This window comes from Snodgrassella sp. M0110 (assembly GCF_016101465.1).
GTDB lineage: Bacteria > Pseudomonadota > Gammaproteobacteria > Burkholderiales > Neisseriaceae > Snodgrassella > Snodgrassella alvi.
In genome coordinates this window covers 17,616-30,488 of sequence record NZ_JACFQM010000003.1, presented here as the reverse complement: position 1 = coordinate 30,488, position 12,873 = coordinate 17,616, and the positions used below count along the sequence as shown (strand labels likewise).

Here is a 12,873-nt window from a genome sequence, read left to right as displayed (position 1 = left end):
TCCCCTTAGATTTTTATTTGAGTTTCAGCGGTTTTTAGCAGTTTCAAATTTTTCTGCCAGAAAATCAATAAAGCTACGCACTTTAGCACTGAGAAATTCACGATTCATATAGGCTGCATACAGTGTATGGCTTTCCGGACAAGCAATGTGTTCGATGGTTTCTAAACGTTTGTGTTGTATATCTTCTCTCACCATCCATTCAGGTAAGTATGCCAGCCCCATATGATTAAGCGCCATCTGGTGTATCAGCAGAGCACTGTTACTGGTACAGGCAGGAATAAGCGGTAAATCAAGATGAACGTATTGCGGTAACAGACCATAATGCCGTTTCAGGTCTGCTACAGTATGTGGCATGCCGTATTTTTGCAGATATTTCGGGCTGGCTACCCATAAAAAATCAATGCGGGTAATCGGTTTAACGATGAGATTGGGTTCAGGGTTATTGGTGACACGTAAAGCAAGATCAATACCTTCTGCAACCAGATCGGTACGCCGGCTATCCAGATTAACGGATAAACTTACTTCTGGAAATTGCTGTCGGTATTCAGACAGAATTTCACCAAAATGGCGTGAAGCACACCAGTTTGGAGCAGTAATTTTAAGTAAGCCCTGCGGTTTGACCGTACCAGCCTGTGCAACACGTTTGGCTTCGGTAAGTGTATCCAGTGCTTCTACGCAGCGATGATAGTATTCCTGTCCGGCTTCGGTAAGGCTGATGCGGCGGCTGGTACGGTTGAGTAGTTTAGCCTGAATGTTTTTTTCCAGATGATGCAGGTGTTTACTGGCCATCGCTGTAGAAATATCCATAAATTCAGCTGCTTTAGTAAAGCTGCCTAACTCTACTACGTAACGGAAAACCCACATGCTTTGTAATGTGTCCATTTTGTTTCTTTAAAGGAAATAATTATTGAATAAAAATGATATCGTTTCTTTTTAGTAAATTCAATACACTATTTTTATGTTTTTATGAATAAATTTTATAAATTAATATGATTAAGATAAATAAAATTCATACTATTGATACTGAATTTGCTTTGAGATTATTGTGTCTGGTAACAGCATTTTTTATACAGTATGCTCGGCAAAATTCTGACTGTGGTTATTTTCTATGACTGACGGAAATGAATCAATAGTATTATTTTCGGTAACAGATGTTGCTGATATGCTGAAATGATTAGGAAATATTCTGCTGAAGATTGGTTTATTTGTGCAAACTGCGGTTTTTATTTTGGGCAGACAGATGGTTGCCGCTTGTTTGTTTTTCATGTTCATCCAAACAACATTGATACCTTACTGACACCTATACTAAATCAGGGTGAGCAGGCAGTATTATACTGGTTTATTTTTCTGTATTTGTTTGTTGCCGGAGGTGGTCATTTTACGGCAGAGAATCGGTTTAAATATTGGCAGATTATCACTAGAATGGCGTTTTCAGTTGAAAGCTTGTTTTATATACCTGATAAAATTCTAATTATATACATTGGGTTATGTATGTTAAGCGCAAAATTAGATTACTTAATATTGAATATAAATTTAAGCGAGGATGGATAATAAGTCTGCATTAATTAAAATTGATTATTGTAGTAAAAGTATTTACTTTAATTGAATTTAATATCATTTCAATTAAAAAATATTCAATAAATTTTTTCATTAATATTTTTAATGCATAAGCATAAACAGGCTTTTAAAGTTCTAGAAAATATTCATTATGAATGATAGATTAAATATGATATTTACAATGTACAGTGGTTGATTATACTGGTAATAAAGCGGTGTGTGATTTTGTTAAATAACGCTATAATGTGAATAATTTTTATCTTGGTAATATTGAATAAATTGCTCAGATAAAAGTGACTTTATTTAGCGTGCTCTTTTAAGAAAAGCTTATTGGTGTTGAAAACCTAAGACTGAGAAAAGATATGGATGAATTAATTAAAGAAGCAGCATTACATTTTCACGAAGAACCCCGACCGGGTAAAATTCAGATTACACCGACAAAACCATTGGCTACTCAATATGATTTGTCACTGGCTTATTCGCCGGGTGTGGCTGCACCGTGTATGGAAATTCACCGTGATCCCCTGAATGCATACAGATATACTGCACGCGGTAATCTGGTTGCTGTTATTTCCAACGGTACAGCGGTACTTGGTTTAGGTAATATCGGAGCACTGGCCGGAAAGCCGGTAATGGAAGGTAAGGGGGTTCTGTTTAAAAAATTCGGTGGTATTGATGTATTCGATATCGAAATTAATGAAACTGATCCGGACAAACTGGTAGATATTATTGCTTCACTGGAGCCGACATTCGGCGGTATTAACCTTGAAGATATTAAAGCACCGGAATGTTTTTATATTGAGAAAAAACTGCGTGAACGCTGCAATATTCCGGTATTCCATGATGATCAGCATGGTACAGCTATTATTACTGCTGCTGCAATTAAAAATGCTCTTGAAGTTGTTGGTAAAGATATCGGTCAGGTCAAGCTGGTATGTTCCGGTGCCGGTGCAGCAGCAATTGCCTGTCTGGAACTGTTGGTTGCGCTGGGTATGAAGCGTGAAAATATCACTGTGTGCGATTCAAAAGGTGTGATTTACCAGAATCGTGAAGAAAACATGGTGGAATCAAAAAAACTTTTTGCTATCCCGGATAACGGTCAGCGGAAACTTGCTGATGCTGTTCATGATAAAGATATTTTCCTTGGATTATCTGGTCCGAATGTATTGAGCGTGGATATGCTCAAAACAATGGCTAAAGATCCGATTATTCTGGCCATGGCCAACCCGACTCCGGAAATCTGGCCACCTGAAGCTAAGGCTGCACGACCGGATGCGGTAATTGGTACCGGCCGTTCTGATTTTCCGAATCAGGTAAATAATGTTTTATGCTTCCCGTTTATTTTCCGTGGTGCGCTGGATGTTGGTGCAACTACCATTAATGAACAGATGAAGCTGGCCTGTGTGCATGCTATTGCAGAACTGGCCAAAGCTGAGCTGAGTGATGAAGTCTCTGCTGCTTATGGCAATACAGAGCTTTCTTTCGGACGTGAATATCTGATTCCGAAGCCATTTGACCCTCGTTTGATTGCTGTAGTGGCGCCTGCTGTAGCCAAAGCCGCTATGGATTCCGGTGTCGCAACCCGTCCGATTGATGATATGGATGCTTATGTAGAGAAACTTAGTCAGTTTGTCTATAAATCCAGTCTGTTTATGAAACCGGTATTCTCTCAGGCGAAAAAAGAACTGAAACGTGTGGTATTATGTGAAGGTGAGGATGAGCGTGTTCTGCATGCCACTCAGCACATTGTCAACCACAAGCTGGCCTTCCCGATTCTAATTGGCCGGCCGGCAGTAATTGAAGCACGTTCGAAAAAACTGGGTCTGACTATACAGCCAGGCAAGGATTTTGAGATTGTTAATAATCAGGATGATCCTCGCTACCGTGAATACTGGCAGGCTTATTACGAGCTGCGTAAACGTCACGGTGTCACCGAGGAAATGGCACGGCGCCGGATGATTAGCAGTTCTACTCTGATTGGTGCAATGCTGGTACGAATGGGCAGTGCTGATGCATTACTGTGTGGCACGGTAGGTCGTTTCCATGATCATTTCAATATTCTGGAAGAAGTAATTGGCTATAACAATCCTGAACAGAATGCCTGTGCTATGAACGCACTGATTATGACCTCAGGTAATATGTTTATTGCTGATACCTATGTTAATCCGGAACCGACTGCAAAGCAGATTGCTGCTAATACACTGATGTGTGTTGATGAAATGAAACGTTTTGGTATAGAACCAAAAGTGGCTTTGTTGTCCAATTCAAACTTCGGTTCACTTGATCAGCCAAGCAGCACCAAAATGCAGGAAGCACTTGCTTTAATTAAAGAGGCCGCTCCGGAGCTAAACGTTGATGGTGAAATGCAGGGTGATCTGGCACTGGATGAAAAACTGCGTCAGAAACTGATGCCGGACTGCAAACTCAAAGGTGCTGCAAACTTATTGGTAATGCCGAATGTTGAAGCAGCGAATATCAGTTACAATCTATTACGTACTTCATCTCATGGCGTAACGATTGGCCCGATCCTAATGGGTATGAATGAATCTGTACATATTGTAACTCCTATGGCTTCTGTACGCCGTATAGTAAATATGGTGGCTTTGGCTGCTGTAGATGCTCAGCGTAAATAATCGCTGAATTTTGGAAGAGTCTGCAGGCTGTCTGTGTTTTCAGACAGCCTTTTTGTGTCAATTATGGAGACAGTTTATGAGTAATGTGTCAGCACCCCAAACTGCACCTAACTATATTACTCCTGCAGGATATCAGGCTTTACAGGATGAGCTTTACCATCTGGTTCATAAAGAACGCCCCGAAATTGTTAATGTTGTGAACTGGGCTGCCGGTAATGGTGACCGAAGTGAAAATGGTGATTATTTATATGGAAAACGCAGATTGCGTGAAATTGACCGGCGTATTCGGTTTCTGACTAAAAGACTGGAAGCCGCGCAAGTTATAGATCCGGAGACACGTGAACCCAGTGATCAGATTTTTTTTAGTGCTACTGTAACTATTTTGCGCGGCAATGGTCAGGAGCAGACTGTACATATTGTTGGTACAGATGAGATTGATACCAGTAGAAATAAAATTTCCTGGGTATCACCGCTTGCACGTGCTTTATTGAAAGCTCATGAGGGTGATGAAGTACGTCTGCATGGTCCTGAAGGAGTGGAAAATATCGAAGTATTGACAGTGGAATATATTCGTATTGATTAATATTCACATCTTTCTAATAATAATGTTAATATTCTGGGTAAAAGTTAATTTTTGCAATGTTTATACTGAAATATTGCCATAATAATTTATTTGTAAAATAAATTTCATATGAATTGTGCTGAACTGATTATCTATAAGTACTTTCATAATGACAAACTTAATATCAATGCCGAATTCTTTATAACTGTGTTAAAACATGAACCCAAAACTTGATCCTGTTTTCAAACAACTCAATGCTCTTATTTTAGGTAAACAAGAATTATTAATACAAATTGTTACCTGTGTACTGGCTCGCGGTCATATCCTGCTTGAAGATGTGCCCGGTGTTGGTAAGACTACTCTGGCACAAGCACTGGCTGCTGTAATGGGATTAAATTACCAGCGCGTACAATTCACTAATGATATGTTACCTGCTGACTTACTTGGTGTTAGTATTTTTCAGCCAAAATCCAACGAATTTATTTTTCATCCTGGTCCGGTTTTTAATTCTTTTTTACTGGCAGATGAAATCAACCGTGCTTCTCCCAAACTGCAATCGGCTTTGCTTGAAGCCATGGAAGAAGGGCAGGTTTCTGTAGATGGTAAAACCTATGTGCTGCCGAAACCATTTCTTGTAGTTGCTACTCAAAATCCGACTGAGCAGCTGGGTACATACCCCTTACCAGAATCTCAGCTGGATCGGTTCATGATGTGCCTGAGTATCGGCTATCCGGCAGAAAAAGAAGAAAAACAGCTCTACATCTCAGGCGGGCGTCGCCAGTTTGTGCCACGCCTTAAAGCTGTATGCAATGCGGAAATATTACAGCAATGGCAAGCAGAAGTATCCAAAATTAATTTATCAGCAGCCGCTGCAGATTATATTTATCGGCTGGTTGCTGCTACGCGGAATCCGGGTACATTTGCAGTCGGACTGAGTCCTCGCGCCGGATTGGCTGTAGTACAGGCCGCCAAGGCCTATGCATGGATTCAGGGGCGGGCACATGTCGTTCCTGAAGATGTGAAAGCAGTATGGGTGGCTGTGGCAGCACACCGGCTGCAACCACTGCAAAGCCAGAACAGAAGTAGTACTTTACTTTCAGGAATGCTGGATCATGTGGCTGTTGTCTGAGGCACCCGTTCCTACACTTATTGATGGGCATACACCTTTACGGGCACGTAGTGTACGTGTCAATCTGACGCGTATGGGCTGGGGCATGATTATTGCCTGTATCCTGTTATGGATTATGGCCGTTAATTATCAGGTGAATGTAGCTTATGCACTAGTATTCTGGTTATTAGGCATATTATTGTTCGGAGCACTTGCCGGTATTCGTCAGTTAACCGGGATAGTATTAACGATTGAACCACAACCAGAATATTATGCCGGTAAAGAATGCGTACTGACTTTGCGAGCCTGTGACAGGTGTAAACGTACACGCTGGTTATGGCTTCAAACAGCACAGGAAATAACCGGCACAGCCAGTGACTGGGAATTATGGACAATTACACCTGAAAATACAGATTTTCTCTGGGCATTACCGCCCCAGAAACGCGGTATCCTGCCACGGTTATTATTGGCCGGAGCAAGTATGGCACCGTTTGGGTTATTAATGATTAAAACTCAATGGGAATTTACTGATGAGGTTATTATTTTTCCAGAACCTGTAGAACATACCAGTCCGATTGCACGCACCAGTGATGATGAACCTGGAACTTTAATCAGTCTGAGCGGTCAGGATCCGGCTTATTTGCTACCACATCAGAATACAACTTCATTGCGGCAGATTGCATGGAAGCACTATGCTAAGACAGGTAATTTACTTGATAAATATTTTGAACAGGGAGGAAAACGGGTACAGCCATTACTGATTTCCTATCGGGATTATCCTCCAGGGACCAGCGTGGAAAAAATGGCCAGTATGATGTGCTATCGGGTACTGGCAGCAGATGCAAGCGGGGAGAAATATGTGCTTGAATTACCACGGCAGCGCTATGAAGCAACGACTGGTCAACGGATAAAATGTCTGAATGCTTTAGGTAGATGGTAATGTGGCTTGCTGATCCGGTTTTTTTACGTAAATCTCCTCCTGTACGCACTCAGTTTATTTTATTGATTATGCTGGCGTGGGTGGCTTTACCCTTATTATTTGATTTGCCACTAAGTGTTGGCGCTGCATTCGCATTGTTGTGGATGGGGCGCATTGCTCTGCTGTTTACCAGTATTAAAAAATTACCATTATGGGCACTGGTAATATTGCTGCTTGCTACTTCTGTATGGGTATATTTTCGTGTTGGAACAATTATTGGCCGGGATGCCAGCGTTTCCCTGCTAATGTTGATGATAGTACTCAAAGCATTTGAGGGTGAAACCTTACGCGACTGGCAAATATTATTGTTAGCACAGTTAATCCTGATGGGTGGAGGGCTGCTGTTTAATCAAAGTATATTAATGGCACCCTGGCTGGTTGTGGCGTTGTTCTGTCTGATTTCATCTCTGGGGTTACTGGCGGGTATCAAACCGGTGACGGCAATACGGCAGGGTGCTTTGATTTTAATTTTGTCTTTTCCACTGGCCGTTATTTTATTTATGGTGGTGCCACGCAAAGATACGCCATTATGGGGTGTGCCGCAGCCGCAGCAATCAGCAGTTACAGGATTGTCGGATACTCTTGAATCAGGAAATGTCAGCAATCTGATTCTGAGTAATGAACTGGCTTTCAATGTTATCTTTGATAATGATGTTATTCCACGCAATGCTGATATGTATTGGCGTGTGATGGTAATGGGTAAAAATGAAAACGGGATATGGCATGCGGTAAAAGAGCAATATACTGATGAAGATACTTTACAACTACCCGGCAGAGCTTTGCTGGCACAACAAGCTAATAGCAAAATGGTAGGGTATCAGCTGTTTATTCAGGATGATCATGGTCGTATACCGGCGCTGGATCAGCCCTTACCTGATGTTCAGGCTGATTTAAGCCGGCGTGTGGGTAATGTTGTCAGAGTCAACAGCAGTCGCGAAGGTCTGCGCCGGATACATTTATATTCTCAGATGACTCCATACCTGCGTCAGCAAATGGACCAGGCTTTGCTGAATTATTATACCCAGTTACCGGCAAGGCTTAATCCTGAAACCCGCAGACTGGCACAACAGCTGGCTGGAAAATCCAAAAGCAGTGAAGAGTTTATTCGTCATATACTAACTTATTTTAAAAGCTCTCATTTTCAATATACTTTAACACCGAAACGCAATCAGGAGACACAAAATAAAACAGACTATTTTTTATTCGAGGGGCGTGAAGGTTTTTGTGAAGACTATGCAGATGCTATGGTATGGCTGGCTCGTTCAATTGGTGTACCGGCACGAATCGTAATTGGTTATCAGGGAGGAGAATATCACCCTGACAATAAGTTCTGGCAAATTCGCAGTAAGGATGCACATGCATGGACTGAAATCTGGATTGCAGAAAAAGGACTATGGAAGCGGGTAGACCCGACCAGCGCCGTTTCTTCAGTGCGTGTAGACAAAGGGGTGGAAAGTGCTTTACCGGCTGCACAGAGTGCCGGTTTGGCTCCAGTTTATCCGTTATTGCAGAAATATCTGGATAATGGTCAGTTTTACTGGCAGCAATGGGTGGTTAATTATGATACCGGCAGTCAGAAGTCAATACTTAGCTGGCTGAATTTAAAAGATATACCTGTGTATGTACTGATAATAGTTATTGTAATTGCAATTATCATTACAGCACTCCCGCTGGTTTTCTGGTTATGTCGTCAGGGTAATGCGCAGTCACAGCCATTAACTGATGGAATTAATTTGCTTAAACAGGCTGTTATAGAAGGCGGAGAATCAGAAATATCCGCTATCGGACCACTTGAGTTAGAGGATATTCTCGCAAAGCATAATTTACTTAATGATGATTTAATTGCATTACTGAATCAGTATATAGACTGGCAATATGGGGCAACAGGGATGCCGGACAAAAGGAGCCAGCGCAAATGGCTGCGTAAAATGAAACAGGCAGTACGTAACCTGTAGATTTTGTTATTAATCTGTTTTGATTAAAAAATTTTCAAACAGATATTAAATATTGAAACAAAAATTACCCGGCTATCAATGTATCAGAAGTCGGGTAGTTTATTATTATATTAAAATACCATATTATTTTTAGAGTAAGAAATTTTCAGAATTATCCTGTAAAACCTGATTTCCGAATTACCTCTAATAAATAATTTTTATTTAAATTAAAAAATAACAATATTTTAAATCCTTTAGAATAAAATAAATAATTAATTTTAATGTATAATTATTTAATTTTAAAAAAAACATAAAATTAAAATAGAGTGTTGTTAAAAATATAATATTTTTTAATTTTGGTGTTGCTTTAAGATTGTTGACGCCGCCGGATAATTGTATTTTGTATCACTAAAATTTTATTTCATATTAATTGGCTATCTTTATGAATTAGAAAAATATTTTGTGTTAAATGTATAAAAAATTTTGATGTCTATTTTCAAAATGTCAGAAGAAAAAAGAAATAAAGAATATTAATTAGCCACAGCGCCAGACTTTTTTTCCTAAAATTATAAAGTTATCTAGATGATTATAAGAAATTTTAATAGTTTCATAATCACCATTTGAGCTTATGAGATTTATACCGTCAACAGTTTGACGGATTTGTCTTATAAAAAAATATTTATTGTAAATAATAGCATATGTTTCACCATCAACAGGTTCAACATCATTAGTGTTTATCATAACAATATCGTTATTTTCCAAATTAGGAGCCATGCTGTTACCTTTTACACGCATGGCACGCAAATCATCAGGGATTAAATTTTTTGATTTGAACCAATTATTATTAATGAGTAGGGGTTCTTCAAATTCTGATAAAATCCATTTGATATTTTCATGATTTTTTGATAAATCAATAGTGTATATCATAACTTTTTTATATCCCTCACTAGGACTGGGGTTTTCAGTTGGTTTTGGATTTTCATCTGTTTGTATAAAATTTTCCCCTGTATATAGCCATGTAACCGTTACTCCTAAAATTTTTGCTACTTCCTCTAACCGTTTTCTTTTTGGAGCTGTGGCTTTAGTTTCATCTTTATTTTCCCATAGTTGGATAGCTGTAATTGATATATTTAACTTCTCTGCTAATTCAGCTTGGGTTAAACCTTTATTAGTTCTAGCTTGTTTAATACGGCTATGAATAGTGTGCATAAATTTTGACTTATTTTTTATTTCAAATAATAAAAGATTCAAGAATACAATTAACTTATTAATTTAAATAATTATTTTTGATTAATGTGTAAAAAAGTGCCCGCTGTATCAATCTGTCAGCGGGCCTGTTAAAAGGTTTAGATGTTATTTTTGATCATATCGATAACTTCTTTGCCTTTACCTTCGAGGATAGCTTTAGAACCATACCAAACCATGTTTTTCACATTTTCATAGCTGATTGCCGGCGGCATTATCAGTTCTTTATCACTGATTACAACATCCAGTAATGCCGGACCTTCGTGTGCAAGGAATGTTTTTACAGCAGCCTCCAGCTCAGAAGATTTGCTTACGCTTTGAGCACTGAAACCACAGCCTTCTGCAATGGTTTTGAAGTCACCGTTTTTCAGGTCAACATAGACTTCTACCAAACCTTCGCCTTTTTGTTCCTGCTCTACGAAGTTCAGGGAACTGTTGTTGAAAACAACTATTTTAATCGGCAGATTTTCCTGTTTGGCAGTAAGCAAATCACCCATCAGCATGGCTAAACCGCCATCTCCGGATAAAGAAATGACTTGTCTGCCCGGAAAGGCTTTCTGGAAACCATAAGCCTGAGGCATACCGTTTGACATGGTGCCGTGTTTAAGACTGGTCAGGAAGCGTCGTTTGCCATTCATGGTTAAATAACGGGCTCCCCACAGCATTGGAGTTCCTACATCTGCGGTAATCAATGCATCATCACTGGCATACTTATCTATCAATTCTATTAGTTGCTGCGGGTGAATTGGATGTTTGTCATCCGGAGTGGCATACGTTTCAAATTTATCCATAATTTTGGCAAATAAAGCGGTATGGTGCTCCAGAAAACTGCTGTCGTTACGAGTCTGTATTTTCGGCAAAATTGTTTGCAGAGTGGTTTTAACATCACCAACCAGCCCCAGATTAATCGGATGACGCAAGCCTAACTGAGTAGCTTCATGATCAATCTGGATGATATTGGCCTTTTCCGGATAATATTCAGACCATGCAAAGCTGCAACCGAGTAATAACAAGGTATCGCAGTTTTTGATGGCATCATAACCAGCCTTAGTACCAAACATCCCGGTCATGCCCACCTGATAAGGATTATCCCAGGCAATGCTGTCTTTAGCACGGGAAGTGTGTACAACTGGTGCCTTTAGTTTTTCTGCCAGTGCAATTACTTCATCATGTGCATCTTTAGCGCCAAAACCAGCGTAAATGGTGATTTTATTTCCCTGATTAATCGCTTTAACCAGTTCTTCTATTTCGTTATCATTCGGACGGGTAACTGGCTGCGGGCACCATATTTTTATTGGTTTTTCAGCTACTTCAATTTTACTGATGTCGCTGGGCAGGATTACAACGGCTACACCGCGTTTATTAATGGCAGCCTGTGCGGCCTGAGTGAATATACGCTGAGCTTCTTCCGGCTGGTTTACCATCTGGCAGAAAACGCTTGTATCCTGATAGACCTTGAGGAAATCCACTTCCTGCGGGAATCCGGTGCCCATAGAAGTGGCAGCCAGCTGACTGGCAATAACGATTACTGGTGCATTATTGCGGTTGGATTCGTATAAGCCGTTAATCAGATGCAAGCTGCCAGGACCACAGGAACCAGCACATGCAGTAAGTTTGTTTGTAATCAGAGCTTCAGCGCCGGCAGCAAAGGCAGCTGCTTCTTCGTGACGTGTATGCACCCAATTAATGCTACTTTTTTCTATCGCTTTGCCAACAAAGTTCAGGGTATCACCGATAATGCCGTAACAGTTGCTGACACCTGCTTCAGTAAGAACATCAACCAATATTTCTGATACAGTTTTCGTTTTAGACATGCTGTATTTCCTCTTAAAATTGATTATTTATTTCAAAAATAATAAAGTAAATATTTTCTTACTATTTATTTATATAACTATATGTTATAAATAAATAAAATATTTATATTAATTCTTTATCAATATTGTTTTTATTGTAATATTGTGTAACCAACAAAACAAGATTATTGTTGAAAAGCATTTAAAATCGATATTTTCGAATAAATTTTTATAAAAATGGCAGCCTTTATGTTTTGCCGGCTGCCAAAAAACTGCTTAATAATCAGATTGCGCGGTCATCAAACAATGGAATGCGAGTAATCCGGCTAATGCTGTGCATATAATCCAGCACCGGCGCAGTCCATTCTATTCCTTTGACCATAGTCATATTGCGCAATAAAGGAAATAAAAGAATATCTTCCATTCCGAAAGTACCATTACTACCATGATCATTCACAATTAGCGGCGATAGTGCAATCAGATCGGCATTGAACCGGTTAATATAGGTTTGACTGTTTTGTAAATGGTGCTGAAAATCACCAAAAATAGCTGTTTTTTTGTTGATGAAATAGTTGATGGCATTCTGAGTCGCAAACTCAGGCAGGTTAATACTGATGCAGCGCGGTAAAGTCAGGAAATTACGGTAAGTATCAACAATTTTTATCCAGCCCTCAATTTCAGGCCGTACTGTATTGTTTATAAGAGTAGTACCAGAAAGCTGGTCAATGTAGTGAACGATATCTAGACTTTCTCCCATGGCAGTACCATCATCTTTTACCAGAATCGGTACCATTTTTTTTCCGATTAATTTATTCGGAGTGTCTTCGTCATCATTCAGCAGATAGATATTTTCTACCGGTACTATTTTTTTACCGAATATCATTCTGGCTCGTACACAGTAGGGACAATGGTCATAAATATAAAGTTGCATTCAGATTTCCTTTTCGGATTTAGTGTGTTGATTAAATGTACAATATACAAAAAATATCATGTTTTAATATTTATACTGATAGTTTCGTATTGTTAAATAAGCGATAAATACTGTCAGGTAACAATAATACT

General features: G+C 39.5%; 10 protein-coding genes. 6 read left to right on the top strand and 4 right to left on the bottom strand.

Going from position 1 to position 12,873, the window contains the following annotated elements:
- Positions 1-24: 24 nt before the first annotated feature.
- Entirely contained in the window at positions 25-882 is an 858-nt protein-coding gene (locus H3T84_RS05075; RefSeq protein WP_198218430.1) for a LysR family transcriptional regulator, read from the bottom strand.
- 288 nt (positions 883-1,170) lie between these two features.
- Here H3T84_RS05075 and H3T84_RS05070 point away from each other — a divergent pair, with 288 nt between their 5' ends.
- The 6 genes from H3T84_RS05070 (at position 1,171) to H3T84_RS05045 (ending at position 8,794) form a co-directional block, all read left to right on the top strand.
- Positions 1,171-1,551: a hypothetical protein gene (locus tag H3T84_RS05070; RefSeq protein WP_198218429.1), complete on the top strand. Its 381-nt coding sequence runs from the start codon at positions 1,171-1,173 to the stop codon at positions 1,549-1,551.
- A gap of 368 nt (positions 1,552-1,919) precedes the next feature.
- Positions 1,920-4,190, top strand: a complete 2,271-nt coding sequence (locus tag H3T84_RS05065) for an NADP-dependent malic enzyme (RefSeq protein WP_174833100.1) — start codon at positions 1,920-1,922, stop codon at positions 4,188-4,190.
- A 76-nt stretch (positions 4,191-4,266) separates the two neighbouring features.
- A complete protein-coding gene (greB, locus tag H3T84_RS05060) occupies positions 4,267-4,773 on the top strand; it encodes a transcription elongation factor GreB (protein WP_174833101.1) in 507 nt (168 codons plus the stop codon).
- A gap of 196 nt (positions 4,774-4,969) precedes the next feature.
- Positions 4,970-5,881 (top strand): MoxR family ATPase, encoded by a 912-nt coding sequence (locus H3T84_RS05055; RefSeq protein ID WP_174833102.1) that lies wholly within the window; start codon positions 4,970-4,972, stop codon positions 5,879-5,881.
- Positions 5,865-6,800: a DUF58 domain-containing protein gene (locus tag H3T84_RS05050; RefSeq protein WP_198218428.1), complete on the top strand. Its 936-nt coding sequence runs from the start codon at positions 5,865-5,867 to the stop codon at positions 6,798-6,800. Before H3T84_RS05055 ends, H3T84_RS05050 begins: the two co-directional genes overlap by 17 nt.
- Positions 6,794-8,794, top strand: a complete 2,001-nt coding sequence (locus tag H3T84_RS05045; protein WP_198218427.1) for a transglutaminaseTgpA domain-containing protein — start codon at positions 6,794-6,796, stop codon at positions 8,792-8,794. The genes H3T84_RS05050 and H3T84_RS05045 overlap by 7 nt, the downstream gene beginning before the upstream one ends.
- Positions 8,795-9,307: 513 nt before the next feature.
- Here the strand turns inward: H3T84_RS05045 and H3T84_RS05040 are convergent.
- The 3 genes from H3T84_RS05040 to grxB all read right to left on the bottom strand — a co-directional run bounded on the left by H3T84_RS05040 (position 9,308) and on the right by grxB (position 12,742).
- Positions 9,308-9,982 carry a LexA family transcriptional regulator gene (locus H3T84_RS05040; protein ID WP_198218426.1) on the bottom strand — a complete coding sequence of 225 codons (675 nt, stop codon included), beginning with the start codon at positions 9,980-9,982 and terminating at the stop codon, positions 9,308-9,310.
- A 137-nt stretch (positions 9,983-10,119) separates the two neighbouring features.
- Positions 10,120-11,832: a thiamine pyrophosphate-dependent enzyme gene (locus H3T84_RS05035; RefSeq protein WP_198218425.1), complete on the bottom strand. Its 1,713-nt coding sequence runs from the start codon at positions 11,830-11,832 to the stop codon at positions 10,120-10,122.
- A gap of 262 nt (positions 11,833-12,094) precedes the next feature.
- On the bottom strand, positions 12,095-12,742 hold the full coding sequence (gene grxB / locus H3T84_RS05030) for a glutaredoxin 2 (RefSeq protein WP_025330362.1): 648 nt from the start codon (positions 12,740-12,742) through the stop codon (positions 12,095-12,097).
- Positions 12,743-12,873: the final 131 nt, after the last annotated feature.

Coding starts and splice junctions, on each gene's coding strand:
- H3T84_RS05075 (WP_198218430.1), bottom strand. CDS start 882: ATGGACACATTACAAAGCATGTGGGTTTTCCGTTACGTAGTAGAGTTA.
- H3T84_RS05070 (WP_198218429.1), top strand. CDS start 1,171: ATGATTAGGAAATATTCTGCTGAAGATTGGTTTATTTGTGCAAACTGC.
- H3T84_RS05065 (WP_174833100.1), top strand. CDS start 1,920: ATGGATGAATTAATTAAAGAAGCAGCATTACATTTTCACGAAGAACCC.
- greB (WP_174833101.1), top strand. CDS start 4,267: ATGAGTAATGTGTCAGCACCCCAAACTGCACCTAACTATATTACTCCT.
- H3T84_RS05055 (WP_174833102.1), top strand. CDS start 4,970: ATGAACCCAAAACTTGATCCTGTTTTCAAACAACTCAATGCTCTTATT.
- H3T84_RS05050 (WP_198218428.1), top strand. CDS start 5,865: ATGTGGCTGTTGTCTGAGGCACCCGTTCCTACACTTATTGATGGGCAT.
- H3T84_RS05045 (WP_198218427.1), top strand. CDS start 6,794: ATGGTAATGTGGCTTGCTGATCCGGTTTTTTTACGTAAATCTCCTCCT.
- H3T84_RS05040 (WP_198218426.1), bottom strand. CDS start 9,982: ATGCACACTATTCATAGCCGTATTAAACAAGCTAGAACTAATAAAGGT.
- H3T84_RS05035 (WP_198218425.1), bottom strand. CDS start 11,832: ATGTCTAAAACGAAAACTGTATCAGAAATATTGGTTGATGTTCTTACT.
- grxB (WP_025330362.1), bottom strand. CDS start 12,742: ATGCAACTTTATATTTATGACCATTGTCCCTACTGTGTACGAGCCAGA.